General features: G+C 65.7%; 12 protein-coding genes and 1 pseudogene. 6 read left to right on the top strand and 7 right to left on the bottom strand.

Annotated features, from left to right (window positions below; translation table 11 throughout):
• Positions 1–12: 12 nt before the first annotated feature.
• A complete protein-coding gene (locus tag AC1RWL_RS09200) occupies positions 13–2,082 on the bottom strand; it encodes a GumC family protein (RefSeq protein WP_493094369.1) in 2,070 nt (689 codons plus the stop codon).
• A 197-nt stretch (positions 2,083–2,279) separates the two neighbouring features.
• Between AC1RWL_RS09200 and AC1RWL_RS09195 the strand changes: the two genes are divergently transcribed.
• On the top strand, positions 2,280–3,635 hold the full coding sequence (locus AC1RWL_RS09195; protein ID WP_493094368.1) for a lipopolysaccharide biosynthesis protein: 1,356 nt from the start codon (positions 2,280–2,282) through the stop codon (positions 3,633–3,635).
• Complete coding sequence (locus tag AC1RWL_RS09190; RefSeq protein ID WP_493094367.1) at positions 3,632–4,789, top strand: glycosyltransferase; 1,158 nt, start codon at positions 3,632–3,634, stop codon at positions 4,787–4,789. Before AC1RWL_RS09195 ends, AC1RWL_RS09190 begins: the two co-directional genes overlap by 4 nt.
• On the opposite strand, the gene AC1RWL_RS09185 is transcribed toward AC1RWL_RS09190, so the two are convergent.
• The 3 genes from AC1RWL_RS09185 to AC1RWL_RS09175 all read right to left on the bottom strand — a co-directional run bounded on the left by AC1RWL_RS09185 (position 4,702) and on the right by AC1RWL_RS09175 (position 10,896).
• On the bottom strand, positions 4,702–6,195 hold the full coding sequence (locus tag AC1RWL_RS09185; protein WP_493094366.1) for a glucosamine inositolphosphorylceramide transferase family protein: 1,494 nt from the start codon (positions 6,193–6,195) through the stop codon (positions 4,702–4,704). The two genes, AC1RWL_RS09190 and AC1RWL_RS09185, sit on opposite strands and share 88 nt — an antisense overlap.
• Positions 6,196–6,200: 5 nt before the next feature.
• Positions 6,201–7,079, bottom strand: coding sequence for a hypothetical protein (locus AC1RWL_RS09180; RefSeq protein ID WP_493094365.1), 879 nt, complete (start codon positions 7,077–7,079; stop codon positions 6,201–6,203).
• A gap of 121 nt (positions 7,080–7,200) precedes the next feature.
• Complete coding sequence (locus AC1RWL_RS09175; protein ID WP_493094364.1) at positions 7,201–10,896, bottom strand: PAS domain S-box protein; 3,696 nt, start codon at positions 10,894–10,896, stop codon at positions 7,201–7,203.
• Positions 10,897–11,175: 279 nt separating this feature from the next.
• On the opposite strand from AC1RWL_RS09175, the gene AC1RWL_RS09170 reads away from it, so the two are divergent.
• Positions 11,176–11,676 carry a YciE/YciF ferroxidase family protein gene (locus AC1RWL_RS09170; RefSeq protein WP_256116811.1) on the top strand — a complete coding sequence of 167 codons (501 nt, stop codon included), beginning with the start codon at positions 11,176–11,178 and terminating at the stop codon, positions 11,674–11,676.
• Between the two features lie 99 nt (positions 11,677–11,775).
• Complete coding sequence (locus AC1RWL_RS09165; RefSeq protein ID WP_493094363.1) at positions 11,776–12,051, top strand: hypothetical protein; 276 nt, start codon at positions 11,776–11,778, stop codon at positions 12,049–12,051.
• Here the strand turns inward: AC1RWL_RS09165 and AC1RWL_RS09160 are convergent.
• Positions 12,048–12,257 (bottom strand): hypothetical protein, encoded by a 210-nt coding sequence (locus AC1RWL_RS09160; protein ID WP_256116816.1) that lies wholly within the window; start codon positions 12,255–12,257, stop codon positions 12,048–12,050. The two genes, AC1RWL_RS09165 and AC1RWL_RS09160, sit on opposite strands and share 4 nt — an antisense overlap.
• Before the next feature lie 36 nt (positions 12,258–12,293).
• On the opposite strand from AC1RWL_RS09160, the pseudogene ligD reads away from it, so the two are divergent.
• Both ligD and AC1RWL_RS09150 read left to right on the top strand, forming a co-directional pair.
• A pseudogene (gene ligD / locus AC1RWL_RS09155) lies at positions 12,294–13,451 on the top strand (DNA ligase D); the annotation flags it as partial.
• A 295-nt stretch (positions 13,452–13,746) separates the two neighbouring features.
• A complete protein-coding gene (locus tag AC1RWL_RS09150) occupies positions 13,747–14,268 on the top strand; it encodes a cupin domain-containing protein (RefSeq protein WP_493094362.1) in 522 nt (173 codons plus the stop codon).
• Here AC1RWL_RS09150 and AC1RWL_RS09145 read toward each other — a convergent pair.
• Complete coding sequence (locus AC1RWL_RS09145) at positions 14,265–14,705, bottom strand: PPC domain-containing DNA-binding protein (protein WP_493094361.1); 441 nt, start codon at positions 14,703–14,705, stop codon at positions 14,265–14,267. The two genes, AC1RWL_RS09150 and AC1RWL_RS09145, sit on opposite strands and share 4 nt — an antisense overlap.
• Before the next feature lie 57 nt (positions 14,706–14,762).
• Positions 14,763–15,575, bottom strand: a complete 813-nt coding sequence (gene otsB / locus AC1RWL_RS09140; RefSeq protein WP_493094360.1) for a trehalose-phosphatase — start codon at positions 15,573–15,575, stop codon at positions 14,763–14,765.
• Positions 15,576–15,671 lie beyond the last annotated feature (96 nt).

The raw sequence follows: 15,671 nt of genomic DNA, 5'->3' as shown, positions 1-15,671 counted from the left end.
GCCCGGGCGATCTCACTGCGCCGCCCCTTGCAGCGGCGCGGCGGCGTCGGCCGTCTCGGCCTCTTCGGCAGCGATGACCAGCGTGACGCTCCGGGCGATGCCATCGGCGGCAAAGCGCTGCCGCAACAGGCCAGCCGCTTCAGTCGCGTTCTCGTCGGCGGCGAGCGTGAAAAGCATCAGGTCCACCTGGGAGAAGAGCGCGGCGTCAAAATCCCGGTCGGCAAGCGGCGGGCCGAGCAGAAGAACGAAATCGAAGTCGCCGGCGAGATCCGCGTCGAGTGCGAAGGGGCCGGCGTCGCCCGCAAGCGCCTGCACGATGGTCGGCAGGCCGCTGGCGCCGTTGATGAACACGCCGGCATTCAACTCGCCGGCGCGCGGCTGGCCGTTGAATTCGACGACGAGCACGTTCTGGCCGGCCTGTTGCAGGCCGATGCCGATCATCGCGCCCGCAAGTTTTGCTTCAGGCGCGTTGCGCACGGTGGAGACCAGCAGGGTGTAGGGTGCAGGATGTTCGGTCAGCCGCGCGATGATGCGTCGCACGAGCTTCAGCGTGTTCTGCGAAAAAGCCTCGCCGCCACGCTGGAGAAAACGCCGGCGCATCGCGCGTATGCGCGCCGCAGCACCCGCCCCCGGCAGGCCGGGCAAAGCGTAGCGCCCGAGGCTCGCCGGCATCGCCTCGACACGGGGCGGGACCGTGCGGACAATCTCGTCGCTTTCCGCAGGTGCGGCATTGCCCGGCTGCGGGTCGGTCGAACCGCCCATCACCGCCAGGGCGCAGCCGGCAAGAAGCCCGAGCGCGGCGCTCACCGGCAGGAGCAGCAGCGGCGTCGGCCAGGTCGGCTGCACGGGGGGTGCCGCGACGCCGATCACCTTGGCCTCGGAAAGCTGGAGGCCGCGCATCTGCGCCGTCTCCTCCGCCCGTTTCAGGACGTCGTCGAGCACGGTGCGGGCGGCTTCTGCCCGTGCCTTCAACCGCCGTAGCTCGACTTCGGCCGAATCCGCCGCCTGCGATTTGCCGCGCAGCGCCGCAAGCTTGGCCTCCAGCGTGGCGACGGTTTCGGTGGAAAGCTGGTATTTCGCCTTCAGCTCGCGCGTGATGCGCTCCGCCTCCGTCGCCATCAGCGCGCTGGTGCGCGCGAGTTCGGAGCGCAGCCGGCGGATCGTTGGATGGCGCGACTGGTAGATCGCCTCGGCATTGGCAAGCTCCGCCGCGCGCTGGTTGTAGTCGGTACGCAGCCTGTCGATCGTGGTGGAGGAGACGATTTCCGGGCGCATCGCGAGGCCGGCGGCGGAGGCACCTGCCGCGGTCGCCTGGTCGTATTTTCCCTTCGCCTGGTCGGCGGTGGCGCGGGCGTCGATCACCTGCGTGGTGAGCTGGTCGATCTGCGATTGCAGCGTGCCGCCGGCCGCGGGATCGAGGATTTCGTGCCGCACCTTGAAATCGCCGACGGCGCGGTCCGCCGCGGAAACATTTGCCTGAAGCGCGGCGATCCTCCCGGCCAGCCGGGCGTTGACGTCGCTGTTGGCGTCCTCCCGGTCGCCGGCAAGGCCCGTCCGGTAACGCTCGACGATGGCATTGGCGATACGGGCCGCCTTCTCGGCCGCCTCGGATTTGAAGCTGACTTCGATGACATAGGTGAGCCCCGCCCGCTCCACCGAGACGCGCCGCTCGAACCGCCGGAAGATGACGTCCTTCTCAATTCCGCTCGCGCCCGTCAGGAAGGATAATAGACCGCCATTGGCAAATTCCGGGTCGCGCTCGATGCCCTCCTTTTCGAAGACGGCCATCAGCAGGTCGCGCGATTCGATCACGAAGACCTGGCTTGCCACCGCCGCGCTGTCCGCACCGATACCCGGCAGCACGGTCTCGAACTGGGTGGAGCGCGCGTCGCGCGGATCGATCAGCAGCGAGGCGGTCGCGGTATAGGTGGGCTTTGTCACGGCGAGATAGAGGAGCGCCAGCGCCAGTGCCGCGCCGATGCAGGCCAGCACCGTCAGCCGGCCGCGCCACAATCTCGCCCAGACGGCGCCGACGTCGAACAGCGGTGGAAAGGTGTTTTCGGTCGAATCCAGCGCTGCCATGCCTGCAGTCTCAGCCTCTTGCGCGTGCCCGATCAGGGCGTGTCGTCGGCGAAACTTCTAGCATAAGTGTTATTAACAATTATAAAAGTAACCATTGCGAGTGTTTTCGGTGGCGCCCCGCGGGGATTTCCGTTTATGTCGGGCAAATTCTCTCATTGGTAGCGGTATCTGGCAATGGTTCTCTTTCTGGTGGCGTCGTGAGCCTGGGCAGAAGACAGTCGATCGGCACGCTCGCCCGCAATGGCGCGGCGGCCGGCATCATCAAGCTTGCGAGCGCCGGCCTCACCTTCCTGCTCTTCATGGCGGCGGCGATGGTGACCGACGAGCGGCAGTTCGGCCTGTTCAGCACCGCCTATGCGAGCGCCAGCCTCGTCTCCTTCTTCTCGCTGGTCGGCCAGCACGCCGCCGTCATGCGCTTCTGGCCGCAATATGCCGGCAGCGGGGATCTTTCGTCGGCGAACGGGCTGATGGTCCAGGCCATCCTCGTCGCAGCGGCGGGGCTCGTCGCGGCAAGCCTCCTGATGCTCGCAGCCGCTTTCCTGCCTTTTGCGACCGTGCCGGAATGGCGGGAGCTGTGCCTAGCGACCACCGTGCTCGCCCTCGCGCTCGGCTGGTCGGAATTCACCTCCTGCGCCTTCCGGGCCAAGAACGCCCTCTTCAGCGGCCTGTTGCCCCGCGACATCTTCTGGCGGGTCGCGACCATTGCGGGCTTTGCTGCCGCAAGCCTTTTCTCGCCGGGTATCAGTGCCGTCGCGGCGACGAGCCTTGCCGCCGGACTGCTCCTTCTCTGCGTACTGCCGCAGACCGTCGTGCTCCTGCGCGACACGCTGCACGCACCACGCGGCGCCTTGAACGAAGCCCAGAAGATAGAGTTCAAGGCAGTAACACTCGGTCTCTGGGGCGTCACTGCCCTGCCGCCGGCGCTTGGCCAAGCCAGCACGCTGCTCGTCGCCGCGATTCTCGGGCCGGAGGCGGCGGGCGCGATCTTCGTCGCCGACCGCGTCATGCGGCTAGCGGTGCTGGCGCTCAACGGCATCAACCAGGCGCTCGCGCCGCAGATCTCCAGCGCCTTCCACGGCCATGACCGGCCGCATGTGCAGCGCATTGCCGGCCTTGCCGCGATCGGCGGTTTCGGCATCGCCCTCGCCATGCTTGCGGTCTTCGTGCTCTTCGGCAAGCCCATCCTCGCCGTCTTCGACCCCGCCTATGCGAGCGACACCATGCATGCCGCCCTTATCATCCTGGGTCTCGGCGCGCTCGTCGGCACGGCCTGCGGCCCGACGGAACTCGTCATGCAGCTGACCGGGCTGCAACGGGAACTGTTCCGCACCCTGGTCCTCGTCAACATGCTCGGCCTCAGTGCGACGGCCGGCCTGACCGTCGTTCTCGGGCCGATAGGCGCAGCACTCGGCATCGCGGGCACGATGACGGTCTGGTGCGTAACGGGTGCCACGACTACCCGCCGGCGGATCGGCATCGACCCGTCGATCCTCGGTTTCTTCGCGGGGCAGGATGCGACCGCGTTGCGCACCCTCCTGAGAGGCCGGCCATGAAGATCGTCCAGGTCCAGACACAGGCGGAGGCCGGCGGCGCGCAACGCATCTCCGACATGGTGGGCGAAGGGCTGCGCGCCCGCGGCCACGAGGTGCGCACCGTCTTCCTCTACCGCAAGACCGATGTCTACGACCGCAATCCGCACGCGGATTTCATCCTGGCCCGGCCGCCGAGAGGGCTGCTGGGACAGGTCCGCGCGGTGCTCGGGCTGTTCCGCTATCTGCGCCGGTTGCGGCCGGAGGCGGTGCTCTCCTACCAGCATTACGGCAATATTGCAGGAACGCTCGCGGCGCGGCTTTGCGGCGCGCGGGTGATCGTCGCCAACCAGAGCGGCGCGCCGCAGAAGCGCGGCGTGCGCGGTTTCCTGACCGGCATCGACAGGCTGATGGGCATGGTCGGCCTCTACCAGCTCAACGTCGTCAATTCGGCCTGGACGGAAGCGCAGTTCGACGGCTTTCCGCTGTCCTACCGCAAGCGTCTGCGGCGGATCGACCATGGCGTTCCCGCACCCGCGACGGTTTTCGACAAGGCGCAGGCGCGCGCCGCCTTCGGCCTGCCGGCGGAGGCCTTGATCGTGCTTTCCTCCGGAAGGCTTTCTCCCTCGAAGAATCAGGTCTCGCTCGTTCGCGCGCTGGCGCTCGTGCCGAACGTCCATCTCGCCATCGCCGGCACGGGGCCGGAGCGCGGGACCCTCGTCGCGCTGGCGGAAAACCTGCATGTGCGCGACCGCTTGCATCTTGTCGGCGAAGTGCCGCCGGGGCGCATCTACGAATTCCTCGCGGCCGGCGATGCCTATGCGTTTTCTTCGCTGACGGAAACGTTCGGGCTCGCCGCCGTCGAGGCCGCCATAGCGGGGCTGCCGATCGTTGCCAGCGACCTCGATGTGCTGCGAGAGGTGCTGACCACGCACGACGGCGCGGCCGCCGCATTGTTCGTCCAGCCGGATGCGGACGGCATTGCCGGGGGTATATCGGAACTCCTCGCTAAGTCGGCGCTTGCCGAAAGTCTCGCTACGGCCGGCCGAAAGCTCGGGGAGCAATATGCGCCGGTGACGATGTGTGCCGGCTACGAGGCGCTGCTCCTGCCCGATCGTTTTGGCACGGCTGCGATGCCATCGATCACCTCTAGCGGCCCCGAGCGGTTGAGCGTGTGAATGCGCGGATAGGGCCAGTCGCCCTCGGCAATTAGGGGCCGCGGTTCGCCGAGCCGGACCGTCTCGCCGTCGAGCGCCAGCAGTTCCGACAGTCCGAGCCCGCCGCCATAACCGAGCGTGCCGTCCTGAACCGGAAGTAGGAGGTGCCCTGCGGCGTCGCGATGGAAAGCGCCGCCCGGCCGTGCGCGGCGACGGTCGATCAGAATCGGGTTCAACGCATGCGGGCGCCAGGGGCCGAGCAGCGTCGGGGCCTGGAAGACGGCGAGCGTATCGGAGGTGCTGCCAAAGCCGTCGCGGCTGGTGGCGAAGAGCCACAAGGCCCCGTCGTGTTCCAGCAGGGTCGCATCGGAAATCTCGCCTTCCAGCAACACGGCCTCGGCGTGCCATCGGTCGGGAAAGTCGATGGCGCGGTAGATCGTCAGCCTGCCACTGGCGCTCGCCTCCGGCAGCATCCAGATCGCGCCGTCGCGTTCGAAGACCTGCGGATAGGAGAGATGGTGAGGCTCTTCCAGGACTACCCGCGGTGTTTGCGCGATGCCGTCATCGTCGAACGGCACGACGGAAATCACCGCCTTGCGGGCCGCCTGCACATAATCCTCGACGAAGAGATACGGCCTTCCTTGCCAATGGAAGGCGAAGGGGTCGGCGTAGAACCGGCCGGCGCTGTCGGGCAGGATTTTCCAGCCGGTGCCGAGCTTCCCATTTTCCGCCACGCCCGGTCCGTGGTGAAAGCGGTAGCCGACGCGCCAGTGGGCGTGGTGGAAGCGCATCCGCCGCAGGGCTTCCCGGCCGAGGCGCGGCAGGGCACGCGATAGATAGGGGGTGAGAAAGTGGGGCTCCTCTTCGTCAGAAGCACCGGCCTCTGCCAGAGGCGCAAGCCGGTCCGCGGCAAAGGCGCGCACGAGGGAAAGAAACAGCGTTACGGCGCGGGCCAGCACATCCTCGATGCCGAGCGATGTTGCCTCCCGGCGGTCAATCATCGGCAGGGCGCGGCCCACGACGGTGTGCCCGTCGAGCATCGCCTCGATAACCGGCAGTTCACCCGCCGCCACTTCTTGTGCCATCTTGAGGTCGAACGGCGATTGCCCGAACCGGATTGAAAGGGTTGGCACTGTCGATGAGGCGTCGTTGCCTGTGAGGTCGAGCCGCAAGGCGGGGCTTCTTTGACGGGCGCGAACCGGGATCGGTTCCGATGGCGCGGCAAGGCTTGTCCCCCGCCTGCGGAACAGCGCTCGCTCCAACGTGAGGATGGTGTTGACGGTGCGGGGCCACGCGCCCGTTGCCCGATCGTGCAAGATGGCGACGTCATGGCCGTCCGTTTCCAGCCGCTGGATCAGGATTTTCTGCCAGCCGCGCGGCGCGCGTGCAGGGATGACCACGTCGATGCTGAGCCGGGGTGCTGTCATGGACGTCACGAATTGAAGATGACGAATTCCGTAAAGGCCAGGTCCCCGGGAAAAGGCGGGTTCGGGCCTTTGTAATATTTCGGCCCGACCTCCGAAAAGTAACGCCCGACGAGCCCCGGCACGGGCGCATTGGCATCGACGATACAGAACAGCTGGCCCTTGCGCAGCAGATGGCGGCCGAGCGCGCCGGCGCATTGGCCAAGCGCCTCCGGCGAGCGGCAATAGATGACCTGGCTACAGGGAACGACGCCGCGCAGGACACGTCGCGACTTGAAGACGAACGGATAGGCCGTGCCGCCCAGCACGCAGATCAGCGCATCGCAGCCGAAATCCGCATGGTCCAGCAGGATGGTGCGCTCGCCCTCCGGCAGGAGGTCGAGTTCCAGGGTGTCGGGCCTTGCCACCACGACCCGCGCCGGCGCCTTTATCCGGCTCAGCACGGGCACGAAGGCCTGCTGGCCGTTGGCGAAGCGCTGGAACCGCAGCCCTTCCGTCACCTTCAGCGTCACCGGCGCGGGGGTGATGCTGAGAAAGGTCACCTCGCGGCGGCGCAGCGCTGACATGACCAGCTTGCCGGCATAGGCGCGAAAATCCTCGTCGACCGTCCAGCTCGACAGGTTGCAGCGGACGGCCTCGACGCCCGGATGGTGGAAGTAAAGCGTGAGCATGACGCCGACCACCCGCCCTTCGCTCACCAGCGCATAGCCGTAGCGCGGAAAATCGCCGACGGCGGGCCGCCGCGCCATGCGGGCAAGGGCCTCCTCCCAATGCTGCCGTGCACGTTCGGGAAACCCCCGGCCAAGGCAATCGATGACGCCGGGCCAGTCGGCCTCCTCAATCGGGCGGCAGACGAGACCTTCTGGCAGAGCACCCAGGACACCCATTTCGGCTCCAGTTCTAAATCTATGAGTGTGAATCAGTCATTATACACTTAAAGATAGAGAGCATGGATTGGCAATCCACTTTTGCGATCAGCGGAATAAGAACGATCGGCGCAATCTCGGTTTAGGCAGCCGCCAGGGCGGCTGCGACGGCTGCGGAATCGTAGGGTTTTTGCAGGAGGATCGCCGGGCGGTCGCCGGGAATGCTCGGCAGGCTGTTATGGCCGGTCGCGAAGACGACGCCGATGGCGGGATTTTCTTCGCGCGCAAGGACCGCCAGCTCCGTTCCGGGCATGGCCGGCAGGCCGATATCCGTCAGCAGGATATCGAAGGCGTGGGCCTTCAGCAGCGGCAGCGCCTCTTCCGCGGTCGTCGCCTCGACGATGTCGTGGCCGAGTTCCTGCAGCAGATCGGCGGCATTGAGCCGGATCAGGAAATCGTCCTCGACCAGCAGGATTTTCAGCGTCCTGGCCTTCATCGCCCCTTCCCCGGATTGGCCCTCCCCGGCCGAGCTTTCGGCATCCGCCTTCTTGCGGCCCGTCAGCGTCGCGCGCACCTTCCGCGCTAGCGCCTCCCGGCTATAGGGTTTCGACAAGAGTTCGACGCCAGCATCGAGCCGGCCTTCGTGCACGATCGAATTTTCCGTGTATCCGGAGGTGAAGAGCACCGCGAGGTTCGGCAGGCGTTCGCGCGCCTTGCGGGCGAGATCGGGGCTGCGCAGCGGCCCCGGCATGACGACATCGGTAAACAGCAAATCGATCGACACGCCGCTTTCGATGACCGTCAGGGCACTCGCCGCATCGCGCGCCTTCAGCACCGAATAGCCGAGGTCGCCCAGCATTTCGACGACGGTGGCGCGCACCTCGTCGTCATCCTCGGCGACAAGGATCGTCTCCGTGCCGCCGGTGACCGGGCCGTAGTCGATATCGGTGAGCCGGTCTTCCTCTTCCTTCGAGCGCGGCAGGTAGATGCGCACCGTCGTGCCCTCACCCGGCTCGCTGTAGATTTTCACATGCCCGCCCGACTGCTTGACGAAACCATAGACCATCGAAAGCCCGAGCCCGCTGCCCTTGCCGACCGGCTTGGTGGAAAAGAACGGCTCGAAGGCGCGTTCCAGCACCTCGGCGGTCATGCCCTCGCCGGTATCGGTGACGGCGAGCAGCACATATTGCCCGGGTTTGATATCCGGATGATGGCGGGCATAGGTGTCGTCGATATAGGCATTGCCCACCTCCACCGTCAGCTTGCCGATGCCGTTCATGGCGTCGCGCGCATTGATGGCGAGGTTGAGCACGGCGTTCTCGATCTGCGATGGATCGATATAGGTGTTCCACAGGCCGCTGGAGCGGATCGTCTCGACTTCGATCGCCTCGCCGATCGTGCGGCGCAGCAGGTCCTCCAGCGCGGAGATGAAACGGCCGATATTGATGACCTTCGGCTCCAGCGCCTGCCGGCGGCCGAAGGCGAGGAGCTGGTTGGCGAGCTTGGAACCGCGGCCGACGCCGGCGACGGCATTGGCGACGCGCTGTTCCGCCCTCGCATTGCCGGCAATGTCCTTGCTCAGCAGTTGAAGATTTCCCGATATGACCTGCAAAAGATTGTTGAAATCATGCGCGACGCCGCCGGTGAGCTGGCCGATCGCCTCCATCTTCTGCGCCTGGCGCAGCTGCTCCGAGGCGTCGGCCAGCGCGCGGGCCTGCTCCCGTTCCGCCGTCACGTCGCGCCCATAGGCAAAGGTCAGCCCCTCCTCGACGAAGATGCGCCAGGAGATCCAGCGCGCCGACCCGTCGAGATGGCGGAAGCGCACGTCGAGGTCCGGCGTGCGTCGGTCGCCCGTCAGGAACATTGCCGCATCGTCCGGCCAGACGAAGGTGCCGAGGCGCCGGCCGACGCTTTCGCGCGCCGGGAAACCCAGCACCGCCGACCAGGCCGGGTTCACCGAGCGGATCGTTCCGTCCTCTCCGGTCACCACCAGCAGGTCGCGCGCGTTGCGCCAGAGGCGGTTGACCTCTGCGGTGCGCTCGCCGACCTGGCGCTCCAGCGAGTTTGCCAATTGTTCGAGCTTCTGCTCGGCGCGGCGCCGTTCCACGGCGACGCGGGTTCGCGCGGCGACGTCGCGCACGAAATCCAGGTCGCCCGGCGCCCATTCGCGCGCTTCCTCATGGTTCAGGTAGAGCAGCGCGACGAGGCCGGAGGCCTCGGTGATCGGCATGTTGATGAAGGCCCGCGCCTTGATTGCCTTCAGGGCGTCTGCGGTCGTCTTCGTGCGGGGATCCGTCTCGGCATCCGTGACGACGACCGTTTCGCCGCGACGGAGGTCTTCGATATAGCTGCCATAGTCGCGGAATTTCAGCACGCCGGCGATCGTGTCGACGCCGGGCGCGTTCCAGTCGCGCTCAATGGTGATGGTTTCGCCGACGAGATCGATGGTGCCGTAGCCGGCGCGGCTGACATTGTGCACCTTCGCCAGCGTCTCGGCCGCCGCAAAGGCGATGTCGGCGGGCTCGGTCAATTCGCTGAACCGGTCGGCAAGCTCGATCAGCGCATTGCGCCGCATTTCCTCCGCGCGCACCTCGGTGACGTCGACATTGACGCCGATCATGCCCATGAATTCGCCGCCCGCGCCGAAACGCGGCTGGGCCTCCGTGTGCAGCAGCCGGTAACAGCCGAGCTTGCGGCGATAGCGCGCCTCCACGGAAAACGGCATCTGCCGCCGCATGGCGTCGCCCACCGTTTCCACGAGCGTTGGAAGGTCGTCGGGATGCACGGTTTCGTTCCAATCGAAGCCGGCGACATCTTCCGGTGCGACGCCCCAGAATTCCCGTTTCGCCGCATTTAAATAGAGGCATCTGCCGTTTTCGTCGCCCATCCACAGCATGACGGGCGCATTGTCCGCCGCCAGCCGGAACCGCGCCTCGCTCTCCCGCAACGCATCCTCGGCGCCCCGCTGCTCTGTGACGTCGTGGCCCTGCACGAAGACGCCGGTCGCCCGGCCGGCCTCGTCGAAGACCGGCTGGTAGATGAAATCGAGGTAGCGCTCGTCGGGCGCGCTGTCGTGGCGGCGGCGCAGCAGCACGCGCGAGCCCCTGCCGACATAGGGACGACGGGTGGAGAGCACCCGGTCGAGCAGGGCGACGAAACCCTGTTCCACGACCTCCGGCAGCGCCTCGCGGATGGGTTTTCCGAGGATGTCGCGGTGGTCGACGAGCTGGAGATAGGCATTGTTGGCGATCTCAAAGATGTGGTCCGGCCCGGCGAGCGTCGCCACGAAGCCGGGCGCCTGCTCGAACATCTGGCGCAGCCGCTCGCCCTCCGATTTCAGCCGCTCCTCCGCCTTCACCTTGGCGGTGGTCTCGACCACGATTGCGATGACGCCGGCTGGGCGGCCGTCCTCGCCGAGCACCGGCGAATAGTCGAGGTTCATCCACACCTGCTCCGGCTCGCCCCGGTGCCGGTAGAGCGTCAGGTCCTGGTCCTTGTAGGCGAGCGTGCCACCGGCAAGGCCTACCTTCATGACATTGTCGTTGAAGTCGGCAACCTCCGGCCAGCCTTCCCGCACTTTGCTGCCGAAGAGTTCCGGGTGCCGCCCGCCGGCAAACACCGAATAACCCTCGTTGTAAATCATGATGCCGTCTTCGCCCCACAGCAGCACCATGGGCACCGGCGAGCGCAGCATCAGGCTCACCGTCGTCTTGAGGCTCTGCGGCCATCCGCCGATGGGGCCGAGCGGCGTTGCGGACCAGTCGAAGGCGACGATCAGGCTTGCGGCATCGCCGCCTCCGCTCAGGAACGGATGCTGCCCATCATGTTGCGACGCCATTCATACCTCTTTCCCGATCGCCAGGTGGCAATCCTATTAGCGCAGCTTTCCCGCGAAAACCGCAATCGATCCCGTCCATCCAAACTTGTCCGGCCAAACATGTCCGGCTTGTCGATCGCGCCCGGGACCGCGACCAGAAATAGGGCGCCGCGGCACCACGTCAAATGCCGGCATCGGGCAAGTGCGCGCAATTTTGCGGCATGCGCGGAACATCGCGCGGACAAGCCGGTTGTTGTCCGGTCCGGCGCTCGCCGGAGCCCAATCAAGGAGAACATCGAAATGGCTGAGAAGACACTCAACGATCTGTTCTACGATACGCTGAAGGACATCTATTACGCCGAGCGGCAAATCGTGAAGGCGCTGCCGAAGATGGCCCGTGCCGCCCAGGCGCCGGCGCTGAAGAAGGCCTTCGAAAAGCACAAGGAAGAAACCGAAGGCCATATCGAGCGCCTGCAGCAGGTGTTCGAGGCGATCGGCAAGCGCGCGCAGGGCAAGACCTGCGAGGCGATCCAGGGCATCCTTTCCGAGGGTGAGGAAATCATCGAGGACTTCAAGGGCACGGCCGCCCTCGATGCCGGCCTGATTTCCTCCGCGCAGGCGGTCGAGCACTATGAGATCACCCGCTATGGCACGCTGAAGGCCTGGGCCGAACAGCTCGGCCACCGTGACGCGGCAAAACTGCTCGATGCGACGCTGAAGGAAGAATCGAAGACCGATGAAGCCTTGACAACGCTTGCAGAAAGCGCCGTCAACGCCGCCGCGCAGAAGAAGGTGGCATGATATGTGAATGGCCGGGCGCGGTTTCGCGCCCGACCTACCAGCCTCATACAAGCTTGCTGCGTAATGCTTTCTCCGGGAGAGATTCCGGAGATACAGGACATGGAGCAAGCGCGGTTCAGGATTGTCGGCGGAACGGATATGAACCCGCCCGATCGAACATTACCAACGGCCGAGGATGTGCTGCGGGAAGCGCGCCGTCGGCTTGCCGCCGGCGATAACGATCCTCACCGCCTGCGCGCGCTCGCAACGGGTCGCCCGGTTCCGAATACCACGCGCTACCGCATGATGCAGATTGAATTCGTCGCCAGCACACTTTCCGCGCTCCGGCCCATTCCGGCAGACTTCGCCGACGACCGCTACTGGCCCGGTGGCTAACGCAGCCAGATCGCGAGGTCGGAAGCCTTGCTTGCCCGGCGGCTCTTCAGCCCGAGTTTCTCCCAGGCGAATTTCTGGGCTGCGGCCTGCGCAGCTTCCTTGCTCGGATAGGTATCCGGCAGCACATAATCCTTGCCTTCGCAGGACAGCAGCGCTCTGCAACTCAAGACATCGAAATGCAACTGGATATTCGCGTGTTGTTCCATCTTGCCCTCCCTTTAAGACAAGGGGTGAAATGGCCTTGGCGTGCGGAAGTTCCCGACTACGCGCAATTGCTTCCTTGTTTTCGGCGTCTACAAGAATGGCAAGCTCGAACCGGCCGCCCGCTGACGGCGGATGAGGCGCGTCAGGCGCGATATGTGCGGCCGGAACTGGTGGCGGAGGTAGAATTTCGCGCCTGGACGGCTGACGGTCATCTGCGGCATGCTTCCTTCCGCGGTTTGAGGGAAGACAAGCCCGCAACGGAGGTCGTCGCCGAAGTGCCTAGATCGAAAACCACCCCGAAAGACGAAAAGCCACCGCGCCGCACCGTGCGCCTCACCCATCCGGACCGGGTCTACTGGCCCGACGAGGGCGTCACCAAGGAGGGGCTTGCGGATTATTACACCGAGGTCTGGCGCTATATCGCCCCGCATATCGTCGGCCGGCCGCTTGCGCTGCTGCGCGCGCCGAGCGGCATCGACGGCCAGACCTTCTTCCAGAAACACGCCTGGAAGGGCATCAACGCCAATATCGTCGAGGTGCAGGACCCGGCGGAGAAGGATGACGAGCCCTATGTCGCGATCAACGATCTCGACGGGCTGCTGGGCCTCGTGCAGTCGGCGACGCTGGAAATCCACCCCTGGGGCTCGACGCTTGCCGACTGGGAACGGCCGGACCGCATCATCATGGACCTCGACCCCGGCGACGGCGTCGACTGGCCCGCAATCATCGAGGCGGCCGAGGAGACCCGCAAGCGGCTGGAAGCGGCGGGGCTCAATGCCTTCGTCAAGACCTCCGGCGGCAAGGGCCTGCATGTCGTCGCGCCGCTGAAACCCTCCGCGCAATGGCCGGCGGTCAAGGCCTTCTGCAAGGGCATAGCCGATGCCATGGCGAAGGACAGCCCGGACAAATATGTCTCGACCATCACCAAGTCGAAGCGCAGCGGCAAGATCCTCATCGATTACCTGCGCAACCAGCGCGGCATGACGGCGGTCGCACCCTATTCCACCCGTGCCCGTCCCGGTGCCGCCGTGTCGATGCCACTCGCCTGGAACGAACTCAGCCCGGATATCGGCCCCGCCTATTTCACCGTCGAAAACACGCCGACGCGGCTGCAGGCGCTGGATGCTGATCCCTGGACGGAGTTCAAGGCGGCGGCAGAGCCGCTGAAGGCCGCAAAGGGCAAGGCGAAGGGCTGAGGGCTACTTGCCCTTGCCCTTCGCGGGCCTTGCGGTCGTTCTTCTTCGTGGCAATGGTGTCGAGGAGGTGGTCCTGCAACGGGTCGTCCGCCATTTTTGGGTATCAGGGCCTCGTGCGCTTTTTGATGAGCGTCTTGACCAGGGCCAGCGCCAGGATCAGGCGGTCCTTGTTGTCCATGGCGAGTGTCTCCGTTTGAACCCCTAATGCGGCATGGCGCCGTCGGTTCCCGGAACATTCGGTCGCGTGGGCAGTTTGGCGGTATAAAGACGCCGGAACACGGCGAATGAGGTCGAGATGACGAACCCGGAGATATATTTCTTTCCCGCCAGCGAGTGGGTGCCGAACCATCCATTCCTCCCGGTCTTGGTCTACAGGCAGGTTTTTACTGCCGCGGAGAGGGATCGCGCGCATGGCTTCGAACGCCGTTTTTCGGATGCCGGCTGGCAGGGTCTCTGGCGAAACGGCGTCTTCTCCTACCAACACTATCATGTCGGGGCGCATGAGGTGCTCGGCATCGCCGAAGGCAAGGCGGAACTGTTGATCGGCGGGCCTGACGGCGCGACGCTGGAGGTGCGCGCGGGCGATTGCCTGGTGCTTCCGGCCGGCACCGGTCACATGCGGATTTCCGCCAGCGACGATTTCCTCGTGGTCGGCGGCTATCCGCCGGGCCAGCACGCCGATATCGAGACGGAGGCGGCGACGCCGGGAGAGTTGAAGATCATCGCCACCCTGCCTGTTCCCTACAGCGATCCGCTCTATGGCGCCGCCGGGCCGCTCGTTTCCCTCTGGAAAGAGGCCTCGGGCAACCCGGACTAACCGAGGTCGATGAGGGCGATGCCGAGATCGGCGCGGTGTTTGCGCCGGAGATCGGCCGGCGTTTCCCGCAGCACGACTTCCAGCGTCGGTCGCACGTAGCCTTCCAGGAAATGACCGCCCTTCGTGCTGCCGTCGGAAAGGCCCAGCACGACATGCAGATGCGGGCTCGCCTTGCCGTCGTCGTCGATCGCGATATCGCCGAGCATGCTCAGCACCTCCGACTGAACCGCGACGGGGATCTTCTCGTAGCTCTTCGTCTCGAAATCGAAGAAGGCGATCGTCGCCGAACGGAAAGCGCCGATCGCGGTGATCGAAGCGGACGTGACGCCCTCTCTTTCTGCGAAGTCGACGATGCAGCGAAAGGCCTCGTCTCCCTCGTCGAGAACAAGAATGAAGGTGCGTTCGCCCGCGTCGCTGGCCAGAAGTTTGTGTTTCATCTTGATCTCCCTTTGCCGAAGGGGAAAGGCGCAAAGGGCCGCTTGTGTTCCGGATGATCAGGAGGCGGATGCCGCCCTCTGCTCGTGCGCGGTGGCGATGGTGGCGAGCGCGGAGCGGATGGCCGAGGGCGACGAGGCCTTGGCGAGCGCGCAGGTGGCCGTGGAAAGCGAACCGACGCGGATCGACTGCCCGCCACGCGCATTTGCCAGTGCGAACATGGATTCGTCCGTCAGGTCGTCGCCTATCGTGATGGGCAGGCGGCCGGCAAAGGCGGGCTCTTCGAGATAGGAGGCGACTGCGTCGCCCTTGTCGGCGCGGGCGGGACGGATTTCGAAGACCATCTTGCCCGGCTGCAGTACCCAGTCTGGCCCCGCCTCGTCCGCAAGGTGGCGCATCATCGTTTCGAGCGCGGTATCATAGGCGGGCGCTAGCCGGTAATGCGCTGCGACGGCTGCACCCTTGTCCTCGATCAGCACGCCCTCCATCCAGGTCGTCTGTTCGATGAGGCGCTGTTTCAGCGCGGTGAAGGCCGGGGTTTGCGTGACGATCGAGGTCTCGCCGTCAGCGGCCCGGAATTCCGCGCCGTGCAGGCCGGCGATGGGGAAGCGGAAGGGCGCAAAGAGCCCGTCCGCATAGGGCAGGCTGCGGCCCGTCACGAGCGCCAGCGCGCCGCGCAACCGGGCGGAAACGGCATCCAGGGTGCCGGGCAGCGACAGCGGCACCTGAATGGCATCCGGCGTCGTCGCGAGATCGATGAGGGTGCCGTCGATGTCGAGGAAGAGTGCCCAGCGGTCGGGCTCCTCGACCAGACGGCGGATGAGATGGCGGGTTGCGGCATCGGACGGCCGCAATTTTTCCTGTTCGCTCATCGACCAGCAAGTAGATCGCGATTGCCTCCCGGCAAGGGGACATGTTCTCGGTCCCGGCAGGAACAAGTTTTTCCCGGGCGCATTGTGGTCTCGCAT

This window comes from Shinella sp. GW821-FHT10F02 (genome assembly GCF_058809275.1).
The sequence above is the reverse complement of the archived record's forward strand: the minus strand, read 5'-3'. Positions and strand labels throughout refer to the sequence as shown.

Excerpts from the sequence above, each read along its gene's own strand:
- AC1RWL_RS09165 (WP_493094363.1), top strand. The coding sequence starts at position 11,776 with ATGGAGCAAGCGCGGTTCAGGATTGTCGGCGGAACGGATATGAACCCG.
- AC1RWL_RS09145 (WP_493094361.1), bottom strand. The coding sequence starts at position 14,705 with ATGAAACACAAACTTCTGGCCAGCGACGCGGGCGAACGCACCTTCATT.
- AC1RWL_RS09150 (WP_493094362.1), top strand. The coding sequence starts at position 13,747 with ATGACGAACCCGGAGATATATTTCTTTCCCGCCAGCGAGTGGGTGCCG.
- AC1RWL_RS09185 (WP_493094366.1), bottom strand. The coding sequence starts at position 6,195 with ATGACAGCACCCCGGCTCAGCATCGACGTGGTCATCCCTGCACGCGCG.
- AC1RWL_RS09200 (WP_493094369.1), bottom strand. The coding sequence starts at position 2,082 with ATGGCAGCGCTGGATTCGACCGAAAACACCTTTCCACCGCTGTTCGAC.
- AC1RWL_RS09190 (WP_493094367.1), top strand. The coding sequence starts at position 3,632 with ATGAAGATCGTCCAGGTCCAGACACAGGCGGAGGCCGGCGGCGCGCAA.
- AC1RWL_RS09180 (WP_493094365.1), bottom strand. The coding sequence starts at position 7,079 with ATGGGTGTCCTGGGTGCTCTGCCAGAAGGTCTCGTCTGCCGCCCGATT.
- AC1RWL_RS09170 (WP_256116811.1), top strand. The coding sequence starts at position 11,176 with ATGGCTGAGAAGACACTCAACGATCTGTTCTACGATACGCTGAAGGAC.
- otsB (WP_493094360.1), bottom strand. The coding sequence starts at position 15,575 with ATGAGCGAACAGGAAAAATTGCGGCCGTCCGATGCCGCAACCCGCCAT.
- AC1RWL_RS09175 (WP_493094364.1), bottom strand. The coding sequence starts at position 10,896 with ATGGCGTCGCAACATGATGGGCAGCATCCGTTCCTGAGCGGAGGCGGC.
- AC1RWL_RS09160 (WP_256116816.1), bottom strand. The coding sequence starts at position 12,257 with ATGGAACAACACGCGAATATCCAGTTGCATTTCGATGTCTTGAGTTGC.